General features: G+C 32.1%; 23 protein-coding genes, 2 tRNA genes and 1 rRNA gene. 6 read left to right on the top strand and 20 right to left on the bottom strand.

The window, feature by feature from the left end:
- Window positions 1-449 precede the first annotated feature (449 nt).
- From BUE10_RS00125 to BUE10_RS00090, 8 genes are all read right to left on the bottom strand, one after another.
- Window positions 450-1,703 (bottom strand): tetratricopeptide repeat protein, encoded by a 1,254-nt coding sequence (locus tag BUE10_RS00125; RefSeq protein ID WP_091290638.1) that lies wholly within the window; start codon window positions 1,701-1,703, stop codon window positions 450-452.
- Window positions 1,704-1,848: 145 nt separating this feature from the next.
- Window positions 1,849-2,388 carry a hypothetical protein gene (locus BUE10_RS00120; RefSeq protein WP_073481049.1) on the bottom strand — a complete coding sequence of 180 codons (540 nt, stop codon included), beginning with the start codon at window positions 2,386-2,388 and terminating at the stop codon, window positions 1,849-1,851.
- Between the two features lie 71 nt (window positions 2,389-2,459).
- A complete protein-coding gene (locus BUE10_RS00115) occupies window positions 2,460-3,722 on the bottom strand; it encodes a nucleoside permease (protein WP_073481047.1) in 1,263 nt (420 codons plus the stop codon).
- Between the two features lie 69 nt (window positions 3,723-3,791).
- Window positions 3,792-4,484 (bottom strand): (d)CMP kinase, encoded by a 693-nt coding sequence (gene cmk, locus BUE10_RS00110; protein ID WP_073481045.1) that lies wholly within the window; start codon window positions 4,482-4,484, stop codon window positions 3,792-3,794.
- 245 nt (window positions 4,485-4,729) lie between these two features.
- The gene (locus BUE10_RS00105) at window positions 4,730-5,332 is read right to left on the bottom strand and encodes a murein L,D-transpeptidase catalytic domain-containing protein (RefSeq protein WP_073481043.1); all 603 of its coding nucleotides are present in this window, start codon (window positions 5,330-5,332) and stop codon (window positions 4,730-4,732) included.
- A gap of 5 nt (window positions 5,333-5,337) precedes the next feature.
- The gene (gene porQ / locus BUE10_RS00100) at window positions 5,338-6,357 is read right to left on the bottom strand and encodes a type IX secretion system protein PorQ (RefSeq protein ID WP_073481041.1); all 1,020 of its coding nucleotides are present in this window, start codon (window positions 6,355-6,357) and stop codon (window positions 5,338-5,340) included.
- A 177-nt stretch (window positions 6,358-6,534) separates the two neighbouring features.
- Window positions 6,535-8,988 (bottom strand): endopeptidase La, encoded by a 2,454-nt coding sequence (lon, locus tag BUE10_RS00095; RefSeq protein WP_073481039.1) that lies wholly within the window; start codon window positions 8,986-8,988, stop codon window positions 6,535-6,537.
- Window positions 8,989-9,222: 234 nt separating this feature from the next.
- Complete coding sequence (locus BUE10_RS00090; protein WP_073482950.1) at window positions 9,223-9,921, bottom strand: hypothetical protein; 699 nt, start codon at window positions 9,919-9,921, stop codon at window positions 9,223-9,225.
- Window positions 9,922-10,167: 246 nt separating this feature from the next.
- Between BUE10_RS00090 and BUE10_RS00085 the strand changes: the two genes are divergently transcribed.
- The 4 genes from BUE10_RS00085 to BUE10_RS00070 are packed head-to-tail and all read left to right on the top strand — an operon-like array spanning window position 10,168 to window position 13,040.
- The gene (locus BUE10_RS00085) at window positions 10,168-10,722 is read left to right on the top strand and encodes an RNA polymerase sigma factor (protein ID WP_053474199.1); all 555 of its coding nucleotides are present in this window, start codon (window positions 10,168-10,170) and stop codon (window positions 10,720-10,722) included.
- On the top strand, window positions 10,719-11,255 hold the full coding sequence (locus tag BUE10_RS00080; RefSeq protein WP_073481037.1) for an anti-sigma factor: 537 nt from the start codon (window positions 10,719-10,721) through the stop codon (window positions 11,253-11,255). Before BUE10_RS00085 ends, BUE10_RS00080 begins: the two co-directional genes overlap by 4 nt.
- Window positions 11,239-12,297: a DUF4097 family beta strand repeat-containing protein gene (locus BUE10_RS00075; protein ID WP_073481035.1), complete on the top strand. Its 1,059-nt coding sequence runs from the start codon at window positions 11,239-11,241 to the stop codon at window positions 12,295-12,297. The genes BUE10_RS00080 and BUE10_RS00075 overlap by 17 nt, the downstream gene beginning before the upstream one ends.
- Window positions 12,298-12,317: 20 nt before the next feature.
- Window positions 12,318-13,040 (top strand): head GIN domain-containing protein, encoded by a 723-nt coding sequence (locus BUE10_RS00070; RefSeq protein WP_073481033.1) that lies wholly within the window; start codon window positions 12,318-12,320, stop codon window positions 13,038-13,040.
- Between the two features lie 77 nt (window positions 13,041-13,117).
- Here BUE10_RS00070 and BUE10_RS00065 read toward each other — a convergent pair whose 3' ends face one another.
- From BUE10_RS00065 to BUE10_RS24165, 7 genes are all read right to left on the bottom strand, one after another.
- On the bottom strand, window positions 13,118-14,431 hold the full coding sequence (locus BUE10_RS00065) for an MFS transporter (RefSeq protein ID WP_073481031.1): 1,314 nt from the start codon (window positions 14,429-14,431) through the stop codon (window positions 13,118-13,120).
- Window positions 14,432-14,834: 403 nt separating this feature from the next.
- Complete coding sequence (locus tag BUE10_RS00060; protein WP_073481029.1) at window positions 14,835-15,647, bottom strand: M48 family metallopeptidase; 813 nt, start codon at window positions 15,645-15,647, stop codon at window positions 14,835-14,837.
- Window positions 15,648-15,734: 87 nt separating this feature from the next.
- Window positions 15,735-18,134 (bottom strand): glycoside hydrolase family 31 protein, encoded by a 2,400-nt coding sequence (locus BUE10_RS00055; protein ID WP_073481028.1) that lies wholly within the window; start codon window positions 18,132-18,134, stop codon window positions 15,735-15,737.
- Window positions 18,135-18,337: 203 nt separating this feature from the next.
- Window positions 18,338-20,242, bottom strand: a complete 1,905-nt coding sequence (gene glgB, locus BUE10_RS00050; protein WP_073481026.1) for a 1,4-alpha-glucan branching protein GlgB — start codon at window positions 20,240-20,242, stop codon at window positions 18,338-18,340.
- Window positions 20,243-20,308: 66 nt separating this feature from the next.
- Window positions 20,309-21,589, bottom strand: a complete 1,281-nt coding sequence (locus tag BUE10_RS00045; protein ID WP_073482946.1) for a glucose-1-phosphate adenylyltransferase — start codon at window positions 21,587-21,589, stop codon at window positions 20,309-20,311.
- Complete coding sequence (locus BUE10_RS00040; RefSeq protein ID WP_073482948.1) at window positions 21,579-23,006, bottom strand: glycogen synthase; 1,428 nt, start codon at window positions 23,004-23,006, stop codon at window positions 21,579-21,581. The genes BUE10_RS00045 and BUE10_RS00040 overlap by 11 nt, the downstream gene beginning before the upstream one ends.
- 40 nt (window positions 23,007-23,046) lie before the next feature.
- The gene (locus tag BUE10_RS24165; protein WP_234984691.1) at window positions 23,047-23,307 is read right to left on the bottom strand and encodes a hypothetical protein; all 261 of its coding nucleotides are present in this window, start codon (window positions 23,305-23,307) and stop codon (window positions 23,047-23,049) included.
- On the opposite strand from BUE10_RS24165, the gene BUE10_RS00035 reads away from it, so the two are divergent.
- Both BUE10_RS00035 and BUE10_RS00030 read left to right on the top strand, forming a co-directional pair.
- Window positions 23,291-23,992 carry an alpha/beta hydrolase gene (locus BUE10_RS00035; protein ID WP_234984690.1) on the top strand — a complete coding sequence of 234 codons (702 nt, stop codon included), beginning with the start codon at window positions 23,291-23,293 and terminating at the stop codon, window positions 23,990-23,992. The two genes, BUE10_RS24165 and BUE10_RS00035, sit on opposite strands and share 17 nt — an antisense overlap.
- A gap of 45 nt (window positions 23,993-24,037) precedes the next feature.
- Window positions 24,038-24,688, top strand: coding sequence for an endonuclease III domain-containing protein (locus BUE10_RS00030; RefSeq protein WP_073481023.1), 651 nt, complete (start codon window positions 24,038-24,040; stop codon window positions 24,686-24,688).
- Window position 24,689: 1 nt separating this feature from the next.
- On the opposite strand, the gene BUE10_RS00025 is transcribed toward BUE10_RS00030, so the two are convergent.
- The 5 genes from BUE10_RS00025 to rrf all read right to left on the bottom strand — a co-directional run.
- Window positions 24,690-25,124: a nuclear transport factor 2 family protein gene (locus BUE10_RS00025; RefSeq protein WP_073481021.1), complete on the bottom strand. Its 435-nt coding sequence runs from the start codon at window positions 25,122-25,124 to the stop codon at window positions 24,690-24,692.
- Between the two features lie 14 nt (window positions 25,125-25,138).
- Window positions 25,139-25,591: a DUF1569 domain-containing protein gene (locus BUE10_RS00020; RefSeq protein ID WP_073481019.1), complete on the bottom strand. Its 453-nt coding sequence runs from the start codon at window positions 25,589-25,591 to the stop codon at window positions 25,139-25,141.
- A 108-nt stretch (window positions 25,592-25,699) separates the two neighbouring features.
- Window positions 25,700-25,785 (bottom strand) — tRNA-Leu (locus BUE10_RS00015).
- A gap of 6 nt (window positions 25,786-25,791) precedes the next feature.
- Window positions 25,792-25,864, bottom strand: a tRNA-Phe gene (locus BUE10_RS00010).
- Between the two features lie 70 nt (window positions 25,865-25,934).
- A 5S ribosomal RNA gene (gene rrf / locus BUE10_RS00005) occupies window positions 25,935-26,022 on the bottom strand; the annotation flags it as partial.

Below are 26,022 nucleotides of genomic sequence, written 5' to 3'. Positions count from 1 at the left end.
TCTGTTTTTCTCGAGTTTCATAAAGCAGTAGAAAATACAGAAGTTGTTTTACATAAATAGTTGATACCTAAAGGAAACTCTTCTTCGCCAAAAGGACTGCAAAATTACTACAAATATTTGTACTTACAAAATAAATTCAGATGATTATCAGTCAATTGTTCAGGAGCAGAACATTTTAACCTTTTCAAGACCAAAAGTCCCGCTTTCGCTCTTATCTTTTATGGTGAACCCCACCATAAAAGGATAACCGCTCTATCGGGGCTAAATGAGACGTTTAGCAACTTTTAAGACCTTTTTTGTCAGGCTGAGCGAAGTCGAAGCCTTTATTAAGTAACGATGGGCTTCGACTTCGCTCAGCCTGACAATCGTTTTCACAATAAGAAACACAACAGGTTTTTAAAACCTGTCGGTTCACTATACGTGATTATCTTTGTCAAAGTTTAAAATTTTTACAAAGATTTTTCTAAATCAAGTTCAAACAACTTAGGATTTTCGAACTTACTCTCGTCGAGTTGAAAGTTTTTATCATAAAATTTCCAGGGCGAGTTAGCAAAGAAATATAATTTATCATGAACTAAAGCCGCTAAAGCAGGCTCATTAAACTCTTCCCTATTATTATCCAAAATCGTAAAATCAGTGATTTTAGTTTCAGACTCATTTAATTTGTAACGCATAATTCTAATTGGCACTACTCCATTTTCAATTGCGATTAATGAATTTTTATAAAAAACCAATCCATCAATTCCCTTTTTAGAAACCTCATTTGGAAATTCCAGCCAATGTTCTTTTTTGGTTTTTATGTCAACTACACAAATGCCTTTTAAATAATCGGCGATAAACAATTTTGATTCGTTTTTATTGAATGTAATCCCCTGCAGATTAAAAGCTTCATTTCTTAAATCCTTCCATAAAATTAAATTATCATTTTCAATTTTATAAATAATCGGTTCAGCACTATCTGATATAAGGACATCATTATTTTTTCCCACAGCAATATCTCCAAAAACATGATTCCCTTCAATAGTATATCGCTTGATCAGTTTTTTAGAGGAAATTTCGATTTTTAAAATTTCACTTTTTCCATCCAGTTCTTTTTTAAAACCATTCATTTCAGGAATTGCAGAACAAGCCACCCAAAGATATTTTTGATCATAATCTGCTTTTAAAGCAAAAACCGAATACAAACAATCTGTAAACCAATCGGAACATTTACCAGACGCATCAAAAGAAACAATCTTTTTATTCCGAATACTGGATGAAAGCCAAAGCTTTTGTTTCTCTAAATAAAACAATCCTTCCGGATGAAGATCTTTTTCAGAAAGTCGAAGTTTTTCAACGGAATTTTTAACTGTTTTAGATTGAGAAACCTTCAACTGTAATAATTCCTTAAAACCATTATCATCTTTAATAGATTCAAAATCAGAATCATCTTCAAAAGCAGTTGTATTATTTGCCAAAACCATTCTTTTTAAAACTAATAAAGCTTCCTCTTTTTTTCCATTTAAAGCATAAGCCGATGCCAAATTATAAGTAAAAGTGGGATGCGCCGGACGAATGCTGTCCAATTGTTTGGACAATTTTAAAAACTGAATATAATCTTTGCTTTTATAAGCTTCTACACTTTTCTCATATAATGCTTTCGTTTGAGCAAATCCAAAAGTGCCAATCAAAAGCAAAACAAATAATTTTAGTTTCAGCATCATTAAAGTCTTAAAAATGAATTACTAAGTTATTATTTTTATTTTAATTGCAATACTTTCAAAATCACGAAACCCGACAGGTTTTTAAAACCTGTCGGGTTTACTATGCGTAATCACCTTTGTCAAAGATTTAAACTTTGACAAAGATTTAACCATTTTCTTCTTTAGTCTCAAACTTTGCTTTCACAAAAGATATTATTTTCTCGAAATTATCTAAACCAACTTCTATTTCGCCTAAAATAAAAGGTTCATAATCTTTAGTTATCAGGATCAAATTATTTTCTTTAACAATATAATGTATGAATTCTGGCCATAGAATAAGATTGAAATGATCTCCAGAAGTTGTTATTAATGCATTTTCTGTAAATTCCAAATTCATATATTTTATATAATGAAAATCATTAATTTCCTTTACCTTAACATCTTCCATTCTTTTATAAAAAGATCTTATTTTGAAGTAATAATAGATAAAAGGTATAAGATTTGACAGCCCGAAAAACACAAAACAATAACCAATTCCAAATATATTGGGTCTTTTATATATTAAGACAATTCCAATAATAATAAGGATTAAACCAAGATATTGCGAATTTTTATAATAATCTTTTTTCTTTTTCCAATTTAAATCGAACAATAAATCCATTTGTTTATTGTAAATATCTTTATCAAACTCTAATTCAAATTTCATAAAATTTAATCATTGGTTAAAAAAAAAAAACCAACAATAATCTGTTGGGTTTATAAATATTTATATTTTATTTAATGTTTTAAATCTTCTAATTCCTTCGGATTATGTTTATACTTAAATAAAAATGCAAATAAAATCAAAATCACAAACGCATATCCTGCAAATGAAAACCAAACGTTAGTCCAGTGGACTACATTACCAGTAGTAAAATATCTAACCGTTCTCCCTGCAAATTCACCACCTAATATAGCACCAATTCCATTTGTCATTAACATAAATAATCCTTGAGCACTTGATCTAATTTTACTATCCGTTTCTCTTTCAACAAATAAAGAACCTGAAATATTAAAGAAATCAAAAGCCATTCCGTACACAATCATAGATAAAATTAGAAAAATTACTCCCGATCCAGGATTTCCGATTCCAAATAATGCAAAACGTAAAACCCAAGCAATCATACTAAATACCATTACTTGTTTTATACCAAATCTTTTTAGAAAAAATGGAATAGTTAAAATGAAAAGTGTTTCAGAAATTTGAGATAATGAAATTATAAATACAGAATGTTCTACTCCAAATGTACCATGATATTCAGGATTAGAACCAAAGCTTCTAATAAATGTATCACCAAACATATTTGTAACTTGTAATGCTGCTCCTAATAACATTGCAAAAACAAAAAAAACTGCCATCTTTTTTTGTTTAAATAATACAAAACTGTCTAATCCAAATTTACTTGACAAAGATTGATTTACATTTTTATTTTCAGCAGGAACATCCGGCATAGTAAAAGAAAACAATCCTGTGATAATCATTGCTATTGAAGCAAAAATAAATTGGTTTGTGTTCGATTTCCAATCTGTTAAATCAGTTATCCACATCGCAATTATAAAACCTATTGTACCCCAAACACGAATTGGTGTAAATGCTTTTTGAACATCAAATTTAAATTTATTCAAAACAGCATAACTAACAGAATTATTTAAAGCAATAGTTGGCATATAAAAACAGCTGGTTGCAAAAATAACCCAATACATTTCTTGAGAATTATTTGCTTTAGTTGCAAAAAAAATGGCAATCCCGGCAATTATATGCGAAACTCCCAAAACTTTTTGTGCACTGAAATATTTATCTGCAATGATACCAAGTAAAGCCGGCATAAACAAACTTGCCCACCCCATAGAACCATAAGTTCTTCCTATAGATAAACCAACACTTCCGCCTTCAATTGGCCCAAAAACCTGCCCCATATATCCTCCTAATGAAATCAGCCAAACTCCCCAAACAAAGAATTGGAGAAAATTCATAATTGTCAGTCTTAATTTAATTCCCATATAATGAAATTGTCTTTTTAGTAAAAATGAAGTCGTAAAACTACCATTTAAAATAATATCTACAAAAAATTAATCTATTTTAACAACATCATTTACTAATTCTAAAACAGCAGCAAATTGTTCTTCTTTATTTAAGTACGAATTATCGATCTCAATCGCATCATCGGCAATTACAAGCGGAGAATCTTCGCGGTGTGTATCTATATAATCTCTCTCCATAACATTTTTTAAAACATCTTCGTAAGAGACATTATCGCCTTTTTGCTGCAATTCGTCAAAACGTCTCTGCGCACGGGTTTCGGCACTGGCAGTCATGAATATTTTAAGTTCGGCATTTGGAAAAACTACAGTTCCAATATCTCTGCCATCCATTACAATTGCTTTATTCTTTCCCATTTCCTGCTGCTGCTCCACTAATTTTGCACGCACTTCAGAAATTTCGGCTACTTTGCTCACAAAATTAGAAACCTCAATTGTTCTAATTTGTTTTTCAACGTTTTCATCATTCAAATACATTTCGGCAAAACCTAAATCAGCATTAAATCTAAACTCTAACTGAATATTTGGTAAGGCCTGAATCAAAGTTTCTTTATCAAAAAAATCAGCTCCAATAAACTCATTCTGCATAGCAAAATACGCCACGGCGCGATACATTGCTCCAGTATCGACATATACATATTCAAGTTCTTTTGCCAATTGTTTTGCCAAAGTGCTTTTCCCTGTTGATGAAAACCCGTCGATAGCAATTGTAATTTTTTTCAATTTTATATGTTTTAATTTTTATTCTTTAAGTAAGTACGATATATGACTATCAAACAGTCAAAAAATATAACTGCAAATGTAACATCTTTCTGTGTAAATTGAATGTTTCAAACAGCAATAACAAAATCAAATTGTAACGTTGTCAATTTCTGTTATTTGTCCAAAAAAAAAAACTATTATTAAAGAAAGTTGTATTGCTTTCTGTAATAATAATGTATTGTTGAGTTGCTTCTAAATAATACTTTTTAATAATAAATATCTAAAAGAATATTCGACTTAGAACTATCAATTATCTTTTCTATACGCTTAAAAAATTGTTCACTAACCATTGGGCATCCTTTACTACGGCTAATGTAATAGTTTTGTTCTTCAGCAGGAACTGCAGAATAAGAGTGCAATACAATCGCTCTTTTTAAAGCATTATCATTAGTTTCATCTAATCCCATTAATCTATATGCTTTCCCGAAAATACCTTTGTAGTTTTTGCCTATTGCATATCTGCCAAGTGCTGTGCAATTTGAATTAGGTTCATTGCTAAATTTAAGCATTCCGTTAATACCAGTTTCAGAGCCAGAACCGTGCGCTACAAGGCCTTGATCAATAATTTCATTTTTCTCTAAATCGTAAACAAAAAAACGATTTTTTCCTGAAGGTACTTTCATATCAACCAAAAATGCAATTTTATTATTGTACTTATGGTCGATTTTCATCATGTTTCTAATTTCGCCTACCCTGCTGTTAATTCTTTCAATTTCAACACTGGTAATAGAAGCTTCTTCTTTGAAGTAGTGTCTTGATCCCGTAAAAACACCTACAGTCATAAACAAAAACAAACTGAACAATTTCATATAAATTACTGAAGATTTAGAATTAAACCAAAAAGACTTGTATTTCCTGCCAATGTATATCTAGAATACGAATAGTTAAATTTTAACTTATTCATCTTTAATCCAAAACCTAATGAAATTCCTGAAAAATTACGTTGTTCTTCTACACGTAATTCTTCCCCTCTTCTAAAATTATAGCCTAAACGCAGATTTACTGCTTTTTTAGGGAAGAGTTCTACGCCAAAAATAACATGCCTCAAGGCATTATTCACAAATGAAACCTTCTCACTGCTTGTTGAACCATCAATATTGGTTTCTCCACGAACGGGATTCGAAAAAGAGATATTCCATTGCTGCAAATTCTCTAAAGTAAGATGCCAGCGAATAGGAACATGTTCTAATTCCTGTGAAATTCCGGCAGTGATTTCAAACGGTAAATTTTCCTGTATTCCGGAATACGTTCTAAATTGTGTACCTATATTACGAAATACCAAAGCCAGATTTATATCATCTTTCTCAATTACATATAACAAACCCAAATCGACTGCGCCTCCAATCGAATTATAACTTTCTAACGTTGAAGTTATTAACTTAGCACTAGCTCCAATATGAAGATCTGTAAAAGGAACATTATAAGCGTATCCAAATGATAATGCACCTTCACTTCCTGTAAAATCTGATGTAGCCTGACCGTTTTCGTCGTAACCTTCAAAAGATCCGTAGTTTATATAATTAACTCCGGCATAAAAAGTCTGCACATGGCGGTCATAAGTATAAGCATACGAAGCACTTCCATAAGAAGCTTCTCCGTAATAATTTCCATAATTCAAAGCTAAATGATTGTCCATATCTTCGTTTAAAACTGCTGGATTAGACATAACCTGGTTAACATCTTCGTCATAAATCGTAATCACTTTTCCTCCCAGCGCTGCCTGACGCGGAGATGCTGTTAAATTTAGAAATTGATAAGTGTAACGCCCTCCAACTTGCCCGAACGAAACCGAACAAAGTAGTAACATTAAAAATAAAACATAGTGTTTTAGCATTTGTTTTTGTGGCGTTCCTATATGGGAATAACGCAAATACAAATATAAAATTATATAACGCCAAAAATAAAATTAAACTCTAAATAAATTCCAATAAAAAAATTCCAAACTCCAAACCTTTGTGAAAGTTTGAAATTTGGAATTTGGATTTTTAAAAATTGAAATTTAAAACCTATTTTATTTCAACGTTTTAGCATTCTTTACATTTTGATCTGTCAAAGCTAAAGCCAGAACTTCGCTCATTTCTTTTACATAATGAAAAGTAAGACCTTCTAAATATTCTGCTTTAATTTCGTCGATATCGCTTTTGTTTTCGTGACAAAGAATAATTTCTTTAATTCCTGCTCTTTTTGCAGCAAGGATTTTTTCTTTAATTCCGCCAACAGGCAAAACTTTTCCACGTAAAGTAATCTCTCCAGTCATGGCAAGGCTTTTCTTCACCTTCTTTTGTGTCAATAATGAAACTAAAGAAGTAAGCATTGCAATACCTGCGCTTGGCCCGTCTTTTGGCGTTGCTCCTTCAGGAACGTGCAGGTGAATATTATACTTTTGGAACAATTCAATTCCTAAACCTAACTTTTTAGCATTTGCTTTAATGTATTCTAAAGCAATTGTAGCCGATTCTTTCATTACATTTCCAAGGTTTCCGGTAATGGTTAAAGAACCTTTTCCTTCAGAAATTAATGACTCTATAAATAAGATATCTCCTCCAACACTTGTCCAGGCTAAACCTGTAACAACTCCGGCAACATCATTATTTTCGTATTTATCACGCTCTAATCTTGGAACTCCTAAAACTTTTACGATATCTTCGTCAGTAACTTTTTTGTTGTACTCCTCTTCCATCGCAACAGCTTTTGCCGCATTACGAATTACCTGAGCAATTTTTGTTTCTAAGTTACGAACACCTGATTCTCTTGTATATCCTTCAACAATTTTTTCTAATTGTTTTTTTCCAATAGTCAAATCTTTGGCAGTTAAACCGTGTGCTTCTAATTGTTTTGGAAAAAGGTGTCTTTTAGCAATTTCTACCTTTTCTTCAATTGTATAACCTGACATTTTGATCACTTCCATTCTGTCACGTAAAGCAGGCTGAATTGTAGCCATATTGTTTGAAGTCGCAATAAACATTACTTTAGATAAATCAAATCCCATTTCAAGGAAATTATCATAAAAAGCATTGTTTTGCTCTGGATCTAAAACTTCTAATAATGCCGAAGATGGATCACCGCTGTTTCCGTTTGATAATTTATCAATCTCATCTAAAATAAAAACCGGATTTGAAGTTCCAGCTTTTTTCAAACTTTGAATGATACGTCCCGGCATTGCTCCGATATACGTTTTTCTGTGTCCGCGAATCTCCGCTTCATCACGTAATCCGCCTAAAGAAATACGTACATATTCACGACCTAAAGCTTCTGCCACAGAACGCCCGATAGAAGTTTTACCAACTCCCGGAGGCCCTGTTAAACATATAATTGGTGATTTCATGTCATTTCGCAATTTTAAAACTGCCAAATGTTCAATCATTCTTTTCTTTACTTCATCAAGACCAAAATGATCTTTGTCTAATATTTTTTGAGCAAATTTTAAGTCAAATTTATCTTTAGAATATTCGCCCCAAGGCAATTCTAAAAATAACTCTAAATAATTACGCTGAATCCCAAAATCTGGCGACTGCGGATTCATTCTTCGCATTTTAGATAATTCTTTTTCGAAATGTTTCTGCGTTTTTTCGTCCCATTTTTTGGTTTTCGCTTTTATTCCCATTTCGTCCATTTCCTCTTCCTGCGAAACGCCTCCCAATTCTTCCTGAATGGTTTTCATTTGCTGATGAAGGAAATATTCACGCTGCTGCTGATCTAAATCAAAACGAACTTTTGACTGAATGTCATTCTTCAATTCTAATTTTTGAAGCTCCACATTCATATAACGTAAAGTCTCTAAAGCACGATCTTTTAATCCATTTATTGATAAAAGACCTTGTTTTTCTTTTACGGATAAATTCATGTTTGAAGAAACAAAATTGATCAAAAAAGATTGGCTTTCAATGTTTTTAATGGCAAATGTAGCTTCAGATGGAATGTTTGGGCTTTCTTTAATGATTTGGATTGCCAGTTCTTTTACAGAATCTAAAATAGCTGTAAATTCACTGTCATTTTCAGCAGGACGTTCTTCTGACACTTCTTTAATAGTAGCCGTCATATAAGGATCTTCTAAAACTACTTCGTCAATTTCAAAACGTTTTTTTCCTTGTAAAATAACGGTCACATTTCCGTCAGGCATTTTTAAAACACGTAAAATACGTGCAACCGTTCCTATTTTATGAATATCGTCTTTTGACGGATCTTCGTCTTCTTCATTAATTTGAGAAACAACACCAATAATTTTTCCGCCGGCATTGGCATCATTAATTAATTTAATTGATTTATCTCGTCCTGCAGAAATTGGAATAACAACTCCTGGGAATAAAACTGTATTTCGTAAAGGTAAAATTGGCAGAGAAACAGGAAGTTCTTCATTGTTCATTTCCTCTTCGTCCTCTGGAGTTAATAATGGAATTAATTCTGCTTCTGAATCAAATTCTTGAAGTGACAGATTGTCAATAGTGAGTATTTTATGATTTGACATAATAATATATAAGTCTTTTTGTCATTAAAAGTTTAATACTATTTGTAAAGACAGCCTTAAAAGTTGTAGATTCTATTAAGTGTTTCATTTACAAGATAGGCGATAAAAATAGACAATCATTATGCCAAATGCAAAATAGTGACGTCTGAAATTTTGTTTTTCAGTTATTTTACGAAATTAAAAAGCATAAAAAAGCCGAAATAAAATTCGGCTTTTTAATTTGTAATCCATTTATTATTTTAATGTGTAAGTAACTAATTGTGACACAGTGCTTCCCATTGTCATTTTAATAACACCAACATCTTTTGCAATCCAGTATTCAATATCTGATGCGGTTGCGCCGTCTCCGCCTTCTACTTTGGCTTCAAGACGGAATTTAAATTTAACTACATCTTTATAAGTAACATTCTTTACTGTAACCGATGCTCCTTTTTCTAAAATTGTTCCAGTATAGCTGACATTTGTTTTTACTTTTGGAAAGTTTGGAATATTAAATGAAGTTTCCTGACTGTAATTTCCTGTCCATGTTTTATTTACTTCTAAATAATCTTTAAAGAAAATAAATTCATATCCCGTCATTTTACCAGTATATTCTCCATAATCATAAACAACTTCATCCATTTTGATGTAATAATCGCCATTAATTTTTTTAATGGAAGCTTTTGCAGTTCCTTCTGCTCCGCTGCCGGCTCCGGCAAACTGATCAAACTTAAAATAGGTATCTCCGTTAACTTTTTCCGTAGCAATAATCTTCATTGAAGTTTCTGTTCCATTCTGATCCAGAATCCATTGATTGCCTACAGCTGTTGGCCAATAATCACCTGTAGAAGTGTTTGATTCGTTTTCATCAGAAGAATCACTTTCACAAGATGTAAAAAATAAAGAGGCAGACACAAATAGTGTCATTAAAGCAATGCTTTTTAGTTTTTTCATGGTATTTATTTGTTTTGGTGATTCAAAAATAATAAAAAACACATCACGATTTTCACATTTTTTTAACAAAATAATTCTGTATTACAAAAACTTTAGCAATCAATTTATATTCAATACTTTAGTTATAGATAAAATTTAAAAATATTTGACATCATTAATTTCAATTAAAAAATTTCAAAAAAAAATATCTCAAACTGTAACATATTAAAAAAAGCAAAGTCATTATAAAAAACTAGCAGCCATTACTTGAGTATAACAAATCAAAATATCGAAGAATTAATCGCACTTTGTAAAAACAACAATCAAAAGGCCCAATTCGAAGTTTACAATCGTTATTGTAAAGCTATGTACAACGTGGCTTACAGAATTGTAAAAGACGAGCATTTTGCACAAGACGTCATGCAGGAAGGTTTTTTGAAAGCTTTTACAAAAATTAACGATTACAAACAGGAAGTTGCGTTTGGTGCGTGGCTTAAAAAAATCATCATTAATTATAGTATTGATTTTTATAAAAAAAACAATGCTTTCCAGATGGAAGACCTGAACAAAACGCTTTTTAAAATAGAAGAAAACGATTCTATATTGTCTGAAAGTATTGATCTGAATTCACTTAAAGTGAAACAGGTTTTAGATACCATTTCGGGCCTGAAAGACAACTACAGAATGGTTTTGACGCTCTTTTATATAGAAGGCTACGATCAGGAAGAAATCTGCGAAATATTGAATATCAGCTACGCCAACTGCAGAACCACTTTAAGCCGCGCCAAAGAAAGTTTACGAAAAAAATTAGAGGAGATATGAAAAAGGAAAATGACGATTTAGATCAATTATTTAACAAGTTTGAAAATCAATGGGATATTCATGAAATGAATCCGGATCATCAAATTGATTTTTTAGACAAATTGAATAACAAAAAGCCGCGAAAAAAGAATTTTGCCGGCTGGGCCATTGCTGCATCAATTGCTGTGCTTTTGGGTGTATCACTATTTTACAATAATAATGAAAAACCAAAGGAACTCAAATTTGCATCGCAGGAAACCAAACGTACCGATTCTATCTTTAATATTTTGATCGAGAATGAGCTAGTTAAATTAAAAGAAAAGAATTCACCGGAAAATGAACAGATTATAAATGACGCATTAAAACAAATGAAAGTGTTTGATGCTGATTATGAAAAAATCATTAAAGAAGTTCAGAAAAACGGAGAAAACAAACAGATTATTTACGCTATGATAAGCAACCTTCAAACGAGAATTTCTTTTTTGCAGACGGTTTTAAAGCGAATTGAAGAAAACGAAAATTTAAAAAACACATCTAATGAAAAAACATTATAATTTACTAATCTTATTGCTTTTGATTCCTTTTTTAGGATTTTCAAATGATGATACTTTTATTACCAAAGAAAAAAGTATCAAAAAGACCTACATCGTCAACTCTAATGCAGGAATTGATATTGATAACAAATATGGAAATATCACGGTATCTACTTGGGATGAAGATAAAATTGATCTTGACATTACTATTAAAGTTAATGGCACAAACGAAAACTGGGTAAACGAAAAATTAAACAGTATTGACGTTGAAATTACAGCGCTGAAAAGCTTAGTAACTGCGATAACTAATATTGGAAACTCGACTTTTAAAAGCAAAGGAAGCAATAATAGTTTTGAGATTAATTATGTTATTAAAATCCCTAAAAATGGTTCTGTAAAACTGGTTAACAAATATGGAAATATTACAACGCTCAATTTAGAATCGACAACGGATATTAGCTGTAAATACGGAAAAACTATCTTGGGAAGATTAAACGGTTCAAGTAACCGAATTGAAATTGCATACTGCCAAAATTCAAGTATTGAGTATATCAAAAACGGAAATATTGATGCCAGATATTCAGGCTTAAAAATTACGGATTCGGGAAATCTTACTCTTGATGCCAATTATACTGATGTTACCTTAAATGATGGTCAGAATATTAAATACAGCTGTAATTACGGAACTTTTAAATTTCAGAAGATCAATTCATTGTCAGGTTCCGGTAATTATTTAACCATTTCGATTGGAGAAATTTCAAACAGTTTTAATTTCGATACCAATTACAGCAAAATCAGTGTGAAAAACATTAGTGAAAAAGCGGGGAATGTCAGCATAAATTCAGGATATACAGATGTATCACTTGGATTTGATCCCAACTACGCTTTTGATTTTGATATAACTGGACGATACAGCAATATTAAACCTGACAATGCTTTAGACATTTCGGTTTCTGAAATTAAAAGCAATACGAAAAGAATAAGCGGCTTTCACAAGAAAAAAGGACAAAATAAAATCAATATCAATACAAATTACGGCAGCGTGTCAGTATTAAAAAATTAATCATCTAAAAAATCAAGACTATGAAAAAATCAATTCTATTATTAGTTTGTACAGTATTTCTTTTGAGTTTCAATACAAACGCTCAAAATAAAATTAAAGGAAACGGTAAAGTGGTTACCGAAACCAGAACCACAGGAGATTATGACGGTATTAAAATTTCGGGATTTTTTGATGTAAACCTTGTTGCTGGAAAAGAAGGGAAAATTACGATTAAAGGAGAAGAAAATTTACTGTCCTCAATTAAAGTGGAAGTGGATGACAATACTTTAAAAATATATGTTGAATCATTCAAAAACATCCGGCCAAGCAACGGAAAAGGGATACAAATCACCGTTCCCTTTGAAAAAATCTCTAATATAGCTTTGTCAGGATCAGGAAATATTCAATCTAAAGATGCTATTAAAAGCGACAAGCTTCAAGCTAAATTATCAGGCTCAGGAAACTTTAATTTAGCAATTGATTCAAATGATTTTGAACTTAATTTGAGCGGTTCAGGAAATGTAAACTTAAAAGGAACTGCTGATAATTTTACAACAAAACTTTCAGGTTCTGGAGATATTGATGCAGGAAGTTTAAAATCAAAAAATGTAGATGTAAATGTTTCGGGTTCAGGAAATAGTAAAGTTACTTGCAACGAAAAATTAACCGCAAGAGTTTCTGGCTCAGGAAATATTAAATATACAGGAAATCCTGAAAAACGCGATGTAAAAGTTTCTGGATCAGGAAACATTACTAAAGCTTAATTTTATAAAATAAAAAAGCCGGACAAATGATTTTAAATCAATGTCCGGCTTTTAAATATAATTTTAAAGGTCATTTTTTAAAGTGCCTTTTTTGGTACTCTTCTTAATAGAAAAATAGAAGTAACAAAGAAAACTGCCAAAATAACAATTGCCGCACGTGGACTTCCTGTTATTTGATCTATAATTCCGTAAACACACATTCCTATTACAATTCCTATTTTTTCTGCTACATCATAAAAGCTAAAGAAAGAAGCTGTATCTTCCGTTTCTGGTAATAATTTTGAATACGTAGAACGTGATAAAGCCTGAATTCCTCCCATTACAAATCCTGCAACAGTTGCCATAACATAAAAATGTATTGGCAATGTGATGAAATAAGCCAAAGCACAAAATACTGCCCAAATTGCATTAATAAAAATCAATGTTGGAATATTTCCAAATTTTTCAGAAGCTCTTGAAGTCAAAACAGCACCAACAACGGCAACTAATTGAATTAGCAAAATACAGATAATCAAGCCTTTTTGACTTTCTTCAGGTGATGACCACTGAATTTCCTGAGCTCCAAAATAAGTTGCAACCAACATTACAGTTTGTACTGCCATACTAGAAACAAAAAAACCACCTAAATAACGTTTTAAAGCAATAATATTCTGCAAAGAAGCCCAAACCTTTTTAAGTTCTTTAAATCCATTAAAGAAAACATCTTTTGTTAATTTTTGAGTTGTTTCTTTTCTTCCTTTTGGTAAATAATAATATGTGTATTGGCTAAATAGAATCCACCAAACTCCTACCATTATAAAAGAATAACGCATTGCTTTCATTGCCGGTTCTGGACCAGAAATATTAAACCAGTCTGGTTTCATAATCATTGCTAAATTGACAATCAGCAAAATAACACTTCCTATGTATCCCAAAGAATATCCTTTTGCACTAATTCTATCCTGCTGTTCTTCAAAAGCAATATCCGGAAGATATGAATTATAGAAAACCAAACTTCCCCAATATCCTAATAATCCAAGAAAGTAAAATGCCAATCCCACATAAATATTTGCAAGATCAAACCAATACAATCCCATACAGGATAGTGCTCCTAAATAACAAAAAAACTTCATGAATGATTTTTTATTTCCCACATAATCAGCAATTCCTGATAATAATGGGGAAATAAAAGAAACTACTAGAAAGGCGGCCGCTGTAATAAAACTAATTAAGGCAGAGTTTTTTAAATGAAGTCCAAAAACGTCAATATAGTGATCACGCTTTGCAAATAATGCTTCATAAAAAATTGGAAAAACTGCCGATGCAATTGTAAGTGTATAAACTGAATTTGCCCAATCATAAAATGCCCAGGCATTTAATAATTTCTTATCTCCTTTTTGTAGGTTTTTCATAGAAATGGTTTTGTTAATGCGCTACGAATTTATCCAATTTTTATGATAATCAAATATAAATTATCGAATTCGTGCATTATTAAATTATAAAGAATTTAAAGCATAAAAAAATTGTCTTAAAAGTCGAGGAAGTTCTTTTGCTATAATTATTTTGTTCATTCCATTAGGAATGTTTCATTGGTAGAAAAAATAGTAATCAACTGTATATATGTTCCTAGGAACATATGATTATTAGATTATTAAAAAATAATTTCAACATCAAACGTTCCTACGGAACGTAAACAATGATAATAATATAATTTTCTGCCAATAAAATGTTCCTATGGAACAGAGAAGTATATAAAATAAAAAAGGCTGCTCCAACTTTTTGAGCAGCCTATCTTTATATTTTTGAAATAGTCTGTTATTTAATTGTTCCTACTTTAAGTGCAATCGCTTTAGCTTCGGGAATTAATGATTTTATATTGGCAATCCTTGTAGCATCAGACGGGTGCGTACTCATAAATTCCGGTGTTCCCGAACCTCCTGATTTAGCCGACATTCTTGTCCAGAATGCAACAGCATCATCTGGATTATATCCTGCAATTGCCATAAGGGTTAATCCTATTTTATCTGCTTCACTTTCGTTACTTCTGCTAAATGGCAGCATTACTCCTACTTCAGATCCAATTCCGTAAGCCTGAGCAAAAATTTGCTGTGTTGCTTCAGATTTCCCGCTTGTCGCTGCTCCTAAAGCTGCACCGCCTATTTGCTGTAATTGTGCAGCCGACATTCTTTGCGCTCCATGATTTGCTAACGCGTGCGAAACTTCATGTCCCATTACAGTTGCTAAACCAGACTCGTTTTGTGTTACTGGTAATATTCCTGAATACACTACAATTTTCCCTCCAGGCAAACACCAAGCGTTAACTTCTTTATTATCAACAAGTTTGTATTCCCAGCGATAATCTTTTAGATATTGTGACTGCCCTAAATAGGCTAAATATTTTTCGGCAGCGGCTTTAATTTTAAATCCAACAGTTTCTACGCGTTTAGCATCGGCTGTTCCGGTTATTACTTTATTTTCAGTCAAAAACTGGCTGTATTGCTGAAAAGAAGTTGGAAATAATTCACTGTTCGAAACAAAATTTAAATTTTGCTTCCCAGTTATAGGATTCGTTGCACAACTGCATACTAAAACAGCCGCAAAAACGCTTGAAATTAAATGTTTTTTCATGATCTTAAAAATTTAAACACACACAAAAATACAATTAAAATTACTCAAAATCTTACATAATTATTTCAATCGCTATCAGAATTTTACTTATTCACCTATAATATGAAGTTCATTAAACTCTTTATCAACAAGTAAGAAATTATTTGCTTCAAAGCTAACTTTGTCAAATTCGATTTTTTCATTGTCGATTTCAATCTCCGTTACTTTAAAAGGAAGTCCAATTAAATTGATTTTATACTTGCTGTAAGGCGTATCATATTTTCCTTCTTTATGAAGCTGAATTATGAGTTCTTTATCTTTTCCTATTGTTCTAAAAGATAAAAAGCTGTAACGGCCTTTTTTATAATCGTAACCATCTTGTGCATCTTCATAAACTACAGATTTTTCTTTTCCATTTTTAAAATAAACATCCAGCGTTAATTCATCAAATTCTAATTCTCCAACATATTGCTGCACCGGATATTTTGGAATAACAGCACCTGCTTTTACAAAAACTGGGATTTCGTCAAATTTGGTATCAACCCAGATTTCTTTTCCGCCAATAAATAAATCATTTGTCCAGTAGTTATACCACTCACCTCTTGGAATATACATACGTCTACCTACAGCATTAGGTTCAAGAATTGGGCATACTAAAATTTGATTTCCAAAGATAAATTCGTCATTACGATAATGCGTTTGTGTATCTTCCTGATCGTAATAAACTAAAGGTTTCAACATCGGAAGCCCTTCTTCTATATACTGCCAAAACATAGTATACAAATACGGTAATAATTGGTAACGCAGGCTGACAAATTTTCTCGTAATATTAATTACTTCTTCATCAAAAGCCCAAGGCTCCTGATTTCCATGATCTCCTGAAGAATGCGTTCTGCAAAACGGATGAAAAACGCCTAACTGAATCCAGCGTGCGTATAATTCGCCCGTTGGCTGTTCTGCAAATCCTCCAATATCAGAACCTGTGAATCCCATTCCCGAAATTGACATTCGCTGCACCTGAATATTTGCAATCCATAAATGTTCCCAAGTTGCCACATTATCTCCTGTCCAGGACGATGTATAACGCTGTGCGCCAGAATAAGCCGATCTTGTAATGACAAATGGGCGTTTTGGATAAGCAAATCGTTTTACACCATGATACGTTGCCCTTGCCATTTGCGTTCCGTAAATATTATGCGCTTTTCTATGACTGCAAGGATTTCCGTCGTAAAAGTGACGAACATCCATTGGGAAAGTTTTATTTGGAACTTCCATTACGGCAGGTTCGTTCATATCATTCCAAACTCCTTTTACACCTATTTCTGAAACTAATTCTTTAAATAAACCAGCCCACCATTCTCTAACTGCGGGATTTGTATAATCTGGAAAATTACATTCTCCCGGCCATACTTTTCCTTTCATATAAGGTCCGTCGGCTCTTTTACAGAAATAATCTTTTTCAAGAGCTTCTTTATAAACCCAGTAATCTTTATCAATTTTAATTCCCGGATCGATGATTACAACAGTTTTAAAACCGTCTTCGGCTAATTCAGCAACCATTCTTTTCGGATCTGGAAAATAGTTTTTATTCCATGTAAAGCATCGAAATCCTTCCATGTAATCTATATCAAGATAAATGGCATCGCACGGAATTTTAAGTTCTCTAAATTTTGAAGTAATTTCTTTGACTTTACTTTCAGGATAATAACTCCATTTACATTGGTGATATCCTAAAACCCAAAGCGGCGGCAATTCTGGTTTTCCGGTTAAATCGGTATAAGTTGTTACAACATCCTGCATTTGAGGACCGTAAATGAAATAATAATTCATTTCTCCTCCTTCTGCCCAATAACTGGTTACATTTCTTCTTTCCTGACAAAAATCAAAAAAAGTTCTAAAGGTATTATCGAAGAAAATACCGTAAGATTGTTTGTTATGTAAACCAATATAAAACGGAACTACTTTATATAGAGGATCTTGTTCTTTTTGATAAGCGTATTGATCTGTAGCAAAATTTTCTACTCTTTTACCTTTTAAATTCATTTGAGTCGCTTTATCTCCAAGACCGTAAAAACATTCACCGTCTTTAGAAGATTTACTCATTTTTACAATATTTCCACCATATTCATAGCTTTCTTCCCAATGAAAACCAAGTTCATCTTCCAAAATCAGGAAATCATTTAAATCGTAAATCCAAACACGAAGATCTGCTTTTTGAATTTTACATTTTACTTTGCTTGTTCTAATCTGGAAATAGGTTTCTTCCTCAGTAAGTTCAAGAAAATTATACCCGTGAAGCTGGCTTTTGTCTATTGCATACGAAAAGTCATTGCTGAAATATCCTTTTGTAGTAAAGCGAAATCGAATTAAACTGTCTCTAAGAACAGTGACTTTTAAGATTACTTTATTATCTGTATTAAAAAATATAGAATCTCCTTCATGCTCGTACGAAACAATCTTTGATGGATATAAATCGCCTTTGTATTCTAATGATGTGTTTGTAATCATATCGCCAATGAATTAATTATAACAATAATCTCTATTTCAAACATACAAAAAAAGTTAGTAAAGGGCTATGAATAAAAGGTTTATTCACGAAAACGTTTTTTCTGACTGAGTTTCAAATTAGAGTTCAAAAAATCAACAATTCGATAATTTAAAAACGATAAAATGACAAAACAATACCGCTAAAAATATTTGTCAGATTTTATTTAAACGAAAGAATAAACGGTTACGCTTAAAGGCGGTAAAATTAATTCAACAGAAAAATCCCTTCCGTCATAAGGCGTTGATTCGATTTTTAATGATTTTCCGTTTCCAACACCGCCTCCGCCATAAATTACGGCATCGCTATTAAAAATTTCTTCTAACTGGCCTTTCTTGGGAATTCCAATTCTGTAATTTTCTCGTACCACTTGCGTAAAATTGCAAACTATAATCACGTTTTCATCTTCATTGTTTCCTTTTCGGATATAAGATAAAACCGCATTTTGATGATCTGAATAATTTATCCATTCAAAACCTTCTCCCGTAAATTGCTTTTCATACAATGCTGGACGTGATTTATACAATTGATTTAAATCTGTAATTAATCGTTTTATTCCCGAATGAAAATCAAATTGCAGTAAATGCCAGTCTAAACTTTGTTCGAAATTCCATTCGCCAGTTTGACCAAATTCAGCTCCCTGAAACAATAATTTTGTTCCGGGATGTGTAAACATATAACCGTATAACAATCTCAAATTGGCAAATCGCTGCCATTCATCGCCCGGCATTTTATAAATAAGAGATTTTTTGCCATAAACCACTTCGTCATGAGAAAACGGAAGCATGAAATTCTCTGTAAAAGCATATGTCATAGAAAAAGTCAAATCGTTTTGATGGTATTTTCGATAAACCGTTTCTTTTTGAAAATATTTTAAAGTATCGTGCATCCAGCCCATCATCCATTTCATTCCGAAACCTAATCCTCCGGTAAATGTTGGTCTTGAAACCATCGGGAATGAAGTACTTTCTTCTGCAATAGTTTGAACTCCATCAAAATTAGCATAGATAACTTCATTAAATTCTTTAAGAAAACTTATGCTGTCAAGATTTTCTCTTCCGCCAAAGATATTCGCTTCCCACTCGCCTTCTTTTCTGGAATAATCAAGATATAACATCGAAGCTACGGCATCGACTCTTAATCCGTCAACATGATAATTTTGAAGCCAAAAAACAGCGTTACTAATTAAAAAAGCACGAACTTCATTTCTTCCGTAATTAAAAACCAAGCTTTTCCAATCTGGATGATATCCTTTTCTGCGATCCGGATGTTCGTATAAATGTGATCCGTCAAAATAACCTAAACCATGTGCATCGTCAGGAAAATGCGACGGAACCCAGTCTAAAATTACCCCAATTCCTTCCTGATGCAGTCTATCCACCAAAACCATAAAATCCTGAGGTTTCCCAAAACGTGAAGTCGGCGCAAAATATCCCGTTAATTGATATCCCCACGAAGGATCATAAGGATATTCCATAATCGGCATAAATTCTACGTGCGTAAAACCAGTTTCTTTTACATATTGAACCAAATCATCTGCCAATTCTAAATAACTCAAAAACCTGTTATGTTCTGCTCGTTTCCAGGAACCTAAATGTACTTCGTAAACAGAATAAGGTTTATCTAAAGCGTTTTTCTCCTGACGATTCTGCATCCAGTTTTCATCTTTCCAATTATAATCTAAATCCCAGACTACAGAAGCGGTATGCGGCGGTTTTTCGCAATACAATGCAAAAGGATCTGCTTTTTCGGTAATTACACCATCAATATTCGATTGAATTTTATATTTATAAAGTGCACCTTTTGAAATATCTGGAATAAATCCTTCCCAAATTCCCGAAGAATCCCAGCGAACATTTAAAAGATGTTCTCCCTGAGTCCAATAATTAAAATCGCCCACAACCGAAACAGAATGTGCTGTAGGTGCCCAAACGGCAAAGTAAACACCTTTAACTCCATCAACTTCAATTAAATGCGCTCCTAATTTTTCATATAATTTGAAGTGTTTTCCGGCTTTGAATAAATCAATATCAAAATCAGTAAATAGAGAATGTGTGATTACTTTAGTCATATTTGGTTTTTAAGGCAATAATTTAAAATTGGAATTTGGAGTTTTTTTATTGGAATTTTTCAAATTTTATTCAATTCTAAAATTATCCGATAATGTAACTCCTTTTTTAATCACAACAATTCCGTCTTTTATACTGTACAATTCATTGGTAAAATTTTCCAGATGCCTTCCGCCGTTTATGTGAACATTGTTTCCAATTCGCACATTTTTATCAACCAATACATTTTTGATAAAACAGTTTTCGCCAATACCAATATGAATTTTATTAATGCTGCTGTCATGATTCATTTCATCCAGATCCTGATAAAAATCGTTCCCCATAACATAGCAGTTTTCCAGTACAGTACCTTCGCCAATTCTAGAGCGAATACCAATTACAGAACTTTTAATTTCTTTAGCATTTATGATACAGCCTTCAGAAATTAAAGATTGATTAATATTTGAATTTCTGAATTTTGATGGCGGTAATAATCTTGGTCTAGTAAAGATTTTATTTTCGTTATCAAACAAATTAAACTCCGGAATATCTGCAGTTAAACCAATATTGGCTTCAAAAAATGATTCAATGTTTCCGATATCTGTCCAATATCCTTCATATTGATAACTCAGAATTTTATGTTTTCCAACGGCTTGCGGAATAATTTCTTTTCCAAAATCTTTTGTTTCCTGATTTGCCATTAATTCCACTAGCAATGGTTTATTAAAAATGTAAATTCCCATTGAAGCAAGGTATTTTTTACCTTTTTCCTGCATATGCTCGCTCACTTCAGATTCCCATTCAGGCAACAATGAAGCATTTGGTTTTTCTATAAAAGCATGAATATTATTTTCATGATCGGTTTTAAGAATTCCAAATTCCGGAGCATCTTTAGCATTTACAGGTAAAGTTGCAATCGAAATTTCAGCGTCAGCAGCAATATGTGCTTCTAGCATTTCGTTAAAATCCATTTGATACAATTGATCACCCGAAAGAATCAAAGCGTGATCAAAATCATGTTTCAAAAAATGCGACATACATTGTCTAACAGCATCTGCCGTTCCTTGAAACCAGGTTGGATTATCCGGCGTTTGCTCGGCCGCCAGAATATCAACAAATGACTGACTGAAAATACTAAAATTGAAAGTGTTTTTGATATGCGCATTTAAAGATGCGGAGTTAAACTGTGTCAAAACAAATATTTTAAAAATATCAGAATTGATACAATTAGAAATTGGAATATCGACCAAACGATATTTTCCTCCAATTGGAACTGCTGGTTTTGACCTCGTTTCTGTTAATGGAAACAAACGTGATCCTTGTCCTCCTCCTAAAATAATAGCAACTACATTTTTCTTTTTAAATTTCATTTTTCTCAATTATTAGGTTGTATATCTCGATATATTCTTGGCAAACACTTTCCCAGGAATGGTCTGCAGCCATTCCTCTTCTTAAAACAGTCTTAAAATTTATTTTGTCATCGTACAATTTAACGGCACGATTTATAGAATAACAAATATCTCCAACCGAAGCCTGATCGTGACAGATTCCGTTTCCATCATCACCAAAATCAATAACAGTATCACGCAAGCCTCCGGTTCTCCTAACAATTGGAATTGTTCCATAACGCATGGCATACATTTGGTTTAAACCGCAAGGTTCTACTCTTGAAGGCATTAAAATATAATCTGAACCTGCATAAATCAAATGCGCTAATTCTTCATTATAACCAATAAAAACATTGTAATTGCCTTTATAATCATTACGCAATTGGGTTAATTGCGATTCAATTTCAGTATTTCCTGAACCTAAAATTAAAATATTAATTTCTTCAAAATGTTCTGATAAAGCTAAAGCAGAAGCCTGAGGCAGTAAATCTCCTCCCTTTTCTTCAAACAAACGGCCAATAAAACTAAATAATGGCTTTGAAGGATCTAAATCAAATTGGTCGCACAGTTTTTCTTTATTTTTCTGTTTTCCGATTTCAAAGCTTTCTATCGAATAATTTTCTGTAATCATTTGATCTTTTAACGGATTCCAGACTTCAATATCAATTCCGTTCAAAATTCCTTTAGATTTATTTCTAACAGATTGAAACAAAGATTCTAAACCATTTGCGCTATAATTAATTTCATTTAAATAACTTGGAGAAACTGTTGTTACAGCGTTCGCACATTTTACAGCAACTGCCAATGAATTAATCGAATTACTCCATTCTAAAAATCCAACATGTTTTAAATCAAATTCTGGCAGATAATATAATTTATCAAAACCAAACCAGCCCTGATATAAACCATTGTGGATTGTTATAACAGTTTTTACATCTTTCAGTACTTCATATTTATAAGCGAATTGCAACAGAAACGGAATTAATCCGGTATGATGATCGTGACAGTTAATTATATCCGGAATTTCATTTCGAGCGATAATCCAGTCTAAAACCGCAATTTGAAAAGATAAGAAACGTTCAATATCATCTTCATAACCATATACATTCGGACGATTAAATAATTCATTAATCTCAATGAGATATAGTTCGTAACCTAATTTATCTGTACTTTCTTTTAAAACACTAAAGGGAAAATTGAAATTTCCCAATTTAACTGTTCCCCAATGCACACAGTCAAAATTATTTTCACTTCTAAATTTTGTATCATAAGCCGGAACAACAACCCTAACGTCATGCCCAGCATTTTCCTGATACTTTGGTAAAGCACCAACTACATCAGCCAAACCGCCGACTTTCGCCATTGGATAACATTCTGCACTAATATGAAATATCTCCATTTCAGAAATTAATTTGTGATTATTTTTCAAGAAACAATCATTAATATGCTATTTTTATCTTTTTTTTAAATTTAGCAAAAAAATAGGCAAAGTACTGCTTAAAAATCAGATTTATTGAAATGGCAAAAAAGGCAATTAATCCTACTAAATCATTAAAAATTCCACAGATAATTATACTATCTGCCAAAATTTGCGCATTTGTATCCACCAAACTAGCAACTAAATTTGCAGCGAGGTTATTTACAACGCCTATAAAACATAAGGTTCCCAAACGTGAACTTGAAATGGACAACAAAAGCATTCAAAAAATTGTTCATGTTCCAGCCATAAATAAAAATGTTGTAACTTATCAATATGATCAAAGTGAGCGTAAAGTTTTACTTGTTCATGGCTGGTCTGGCAGAGGAACCCAATTATTTAAAATAGCCGATGAACTTTTACAAAATGGTTTTTCTACAGTAAGCTTTGATGCACCTGCACATGGAAAATCAGAAGGAAAAACAACCATAATGTCTGAGTTTATTGCTTCTATTCTGGAAATTGAAAATGAATTTGGTCCTTTTGAATTTGCAATTGGACATTCATTAGGCGGAATGTCGGTATTAAATGCAATTAAAGATGGTTTACAAGTAAACAAAGCTGTAATAATTGGAAGCGGAGATATTGTACAGGATATTTTAGATGATTTTACTTTTAAATTGAAACTTAAAAAGGAATTTAGCGATCGTTTAAGGCTATTTTTTGAAGATAAATATCAATTAAAAATGGATTATTTTTCGGCATATAAAGCTGCACAAAAAATCAAAATTCCTGTGCTGGTAATTCATGATAATGATGATCCTGAAGTTCCTGTAAAAGCTGGAATTCATATTCATGAAAATCTTCAAAATGGAACTTTATTTTTAACTGATGGATTAGGCCACCGAAAAATACTTGGGAATCAAACTGTTATTAAAAAAACTTTAGAATTCATTAAAAATAGTTAACTTTATATATAACTATTTCAATATCAAATACTAAAGAAAACAAAAATGGATTTATTTGGAGAAGCAATAGATTGGGAAACTAAATTAAAACCAATTTTAAAAAAATATAAAGACAAAAAACATCCTTTAGATTATCAAAATACTTATCAGCTTTTGGTTATGGTTGTTTTATCTGCTCAGGATTCTGATGCTAATATTAATAACATTGCTCCAGCTTTATTTGAAAAATATCAAACTCTTACAAGTTTATCAAAAACCGATTTCGAAACTTTTATTCCTTATATAAGCAAGGTTCGTAATCACGCAACCAAAGCCAACTGGCTTTTGGAAATTGCAAAAATAATTCAAAATGACAAGGATATTCCTTTAACAATGTCTGAATTGACTGCTTTAAAAGGCATTGGAAGAAAATCTGCAAATGTGATTTTGAGAGAAACCAATAAACCCGCAGAAGGAATTATTGCCGATTTACACGTTATAAGAGTTGCACCCAGAATTGGTATAATAAAAGAAGCCAAAGATGGAAATAAAGCAGAAAAAGGCTTAATGGAAGTTTTACCAAAAAGTATATGGTCAGAAATTGGAATGGCAATTTCCTTTTTAGGCCGTGAAACCTGCAGACCAAAACCTAAATGTGAAGAATGCCTTCTAACCGATATCTGTTTATATTATAACACAGAAGTTCTAAAAAATTAGATTATTTTCTACGGGTATCAATTAAGTAAATAATTTTCCAGGAATCTTTTTCTTTAAACAATGTAAAAGTATTTACTCCGGTATGACTCAATTTATTGTTTAAATAAAACTCATATGGTGCCCAAACATGAGCCATTGTACCATCAATTTGAATGTTATAACTCAAAATTTTCTCCTGAAATTTCATACTCGCAGGAATCGTTGCAATAGATTTATAGAATTCATCTGCACTTTCATCCGATAATTTGTTTCCTTTTACTGAACTTTCACTAATAGATTGCAAAATCATTTTATCCGCACAAACGGTTTTTATTTTCGTAGAATCTTTTTGATGAAATCCTTCAAAGAATATTTCAATAGCTTTTTGAACTTCTTGTTTCTGTGCATTGGATGATAATCCTAAAAGCAGAAAAAATAGAATAAAATAAACTCTCATATTGTAAATTTAAATTAAACGTTAAACTGTGATAAATGATGATCTAAATGTTTCGCAAACATATTATTCCATTCTTTTGTAGTTAATTTTCCTAAAGAAAGAGATTCTTTTCCCTGAAATTCACTTTCACCTAATTCCTGTGTTTTTAGAATATAGGAGATCAATCTGTTTTTTTCCAGTTCAAAATCACGATCTCCGGCAATAATAAATTGTGGAGCTGTATGAATATTTCTTGCATAAGGTTTTTCACTTACTATTGCATTTTTAGCTAATAGTTTCATAATCAACCTTATAAAAACATTTGGTTTAGCATGAATGTTATCATAGACCATTTCATACGTAACATTACAATGCGCAAGCATTTGATCAACAGACATTTTACCCCAAAGTGGTTGTGAATCTATTTTAAGCTGATTAATGCGGTTTATAAATTGATCACAGTCTTCTCTTTGAAAAATATTTTGCATAGTTTGATTATAAGGTAAAACATTAAAGTAAAAGTATAAAATTTACTATTAAATTTAGTTTTATGGCAAAAAAAAACTTCAATTAGCAAAGCCAATTGAAGTTTTTAGTACTCAGAGCGGGACTTGAACCCGCACGAACATTGCTGTTCACTGGATTTTAAGTCCAGCGTGTCTACCAATTTCACCATCCGAGCATTATGTGGTACCTCCAGGGATCGAACCAGGGACACATGGATTTTCAGTCCATTGCTCTACCATCTGAGCTAAGGTACCATATTACTTAAATTAATAAGCAAAAATTAGAATAAAAAACCCCGTTTCTTGGAAACAGGGTTTTTCAAAAGAAAGGCGACGACATACTCTCCCACAATGATGCAGTACCATCTGCGCAGGCGGGCTTAACTACTCTGTTCGGGATGGGAAGAGGTGAG

Origin of the sequence: Flavobacterium sp. CF108, from assembly GCF_900129795.1 — a bacterium.
Taxonomy (GTDB): Bacteria; Bacteroidota; Bacteroidia; order Flavobacteriales; family Flavobacteriaceae; genus Flavobacterium.
Note: the sequence above shows the minus strand (reverse complement) of the source record. Positions and strands in the feature narration are given on the sequence as shown.

What these genes read in the sequence shown, in the direction of transcription:
- BUE10_RS00035 (WP_234984690.1), top strand. Translation starts at nt 23,291, where the DNA reads ATGGACAACAAAAGCATTCAAAAAATTGTTCATGTTCCAGCCATAAAT.
- BUE10_RS00020 (WP_073481019.1), bottom strand. Translation starts at nt 25,591, where the DNA reads ATGCAAAATATTTTTCAAAGAGAAGACTGTGATCAATTTATAAACCGC.
- BUE10_RS00025 (WP_073481021.1), bottom strand. Translation starts at nt 25,124, where the DNA reads ATGAGAGTTTATTTTATTCTATTTTTTCTGCTTTTAGGATTATCATCC.
- BUE10_RS00075 (WP_073481035.1), top strand. Translation starts at nt 11,239, where the DNA reads ATGAAAAAACATTATAATTTACTAATCTTATTGCTTTTGATTCCTTTT.
- BUE10_RS00040 (WP_073482948.1), bottom strand. Translation starts at nt 23,006, where the DNA reads ATGGAGATATTTCATATTAGTGCAGAATGTTATCCAATGGCGAAAGTC.
- BUE10_RS00065 (WP_073481031.1), bottom strand. Translation starts at nt 14,431, where the DNA reads ATGAAAAACCTACAAAAAGGAGATAAGAAATTATTAAATGCCTGGGCA.
- BUE10_RS00090 (WP_073482950.1), bottom strand. Translation starts at nt 9,921, where the DNA reads ATGAAAAAACTAAAAAGCATTGCTTTAATGACACTATTTGTGTCTGCC.
- porQ (WP_073481041.1), bottom strand. Translation starts at nt 6,357, where the DNA reads ATGCTAAAACACTATGTTTTATTTTTAATGTTACTACTTTGTTCGGTT.
- BUE10_RS00045 (WP_073482946.1), bottom strand. Translation starts at nt 21,589, where the DNA reads ATGAAATTTAAAAAGAAAAATGTAGTTGCTATTATTTTAGGAGGAGGA.
- BUE10_RS00105 (WP_073481043.1), bottom strand. Translation starts at nt 5,332, where the DNA reads ATGAAATTGTTCAGTTTGTTTTTGTTTATGACTGTAGGTGTTTTTACG.
- BUE10_RS00080 (WP_073481037.1), top strand. Translation starts at nt 10,719, where the DNA reads ATGAAAAAGGAAAATGACGATTTAGATCAATTATTTAACAAGTTTGAA.
- glgB (WP_073481026.1), bottom strand. Translation starts at nt 20,242, where the DNA reads ATGACTAAAGTAATCACACATTCTCTATTTACTGATTTTGATATTGAT.
- BUE10_RS00030 (WP_073481023.1), top strand. Translation starts at nt 24,038, where the DNA reads ATGGATTTATTTGGAGAAGCAATAGATTGGGAAACTAAATTAAAACCA.
- lon (WP_073481039.1), bottom strand. Translation starts at nt 8,988, where the DNA reads ATGTCAAATCATAAAATACTCACTATTGACAATCTGTCACTTCAAGAA.
- BUE10_RS00115 (WP_073481047.1), bottom strand. Translation starts at nt 3,722, where the DNA reads ATGGGAATTAAATTAAGACTGACAATTATGAATTTTCTCCAATTCTTT.
- BUE10_RS00060 (WP_073481029.1), bottom strand. Translation starts at nt 15,647, where the DNA reads ATGAAAAAACATTTAATTTCAAGCGTTTTTGCGGCTGTTTTAGTATGC.
- BUE10_RS24165 (WP_234984691.1), bottom strand. Translation starts at nt 23,307, where the DNA reads ATGCTTTTGTTGTCCATTTCAAGTTCACGTTTGGGAACCTTATGTTTT.
- BUE10_RS00120 (WP_073481049.1), bottom strand. Translation starts at nt 2,388, where the DNA reads ATGAAATTTGAATTAGAGTTTGATAAAGATATTTACAATAAACAAATG.
- BUE10_RS00070 (WP_073481033.1), top strand. Translation starts at nt 12,318, where the DNA reads ATGAAAAAATCAATTCTATTATTAGTTTGTACAGTATTTCTTTTGAGT.
- BUE10_RS00125 (WP_091290638.1), bottom strand. Translation starts at nt 1,703, where the DNA reads ATGATGCTGAAACTAAAATTATTTGTTTTGCTTTTGATTGGCACTTTT.
- BUE10_RS00055 (WP_073481028.1), bottom strand. Translation starts at nt 18,134, where the DNA reads ATGATTACAAACACATCATTAGAATACAAAGGCGATTTATATCCATCA.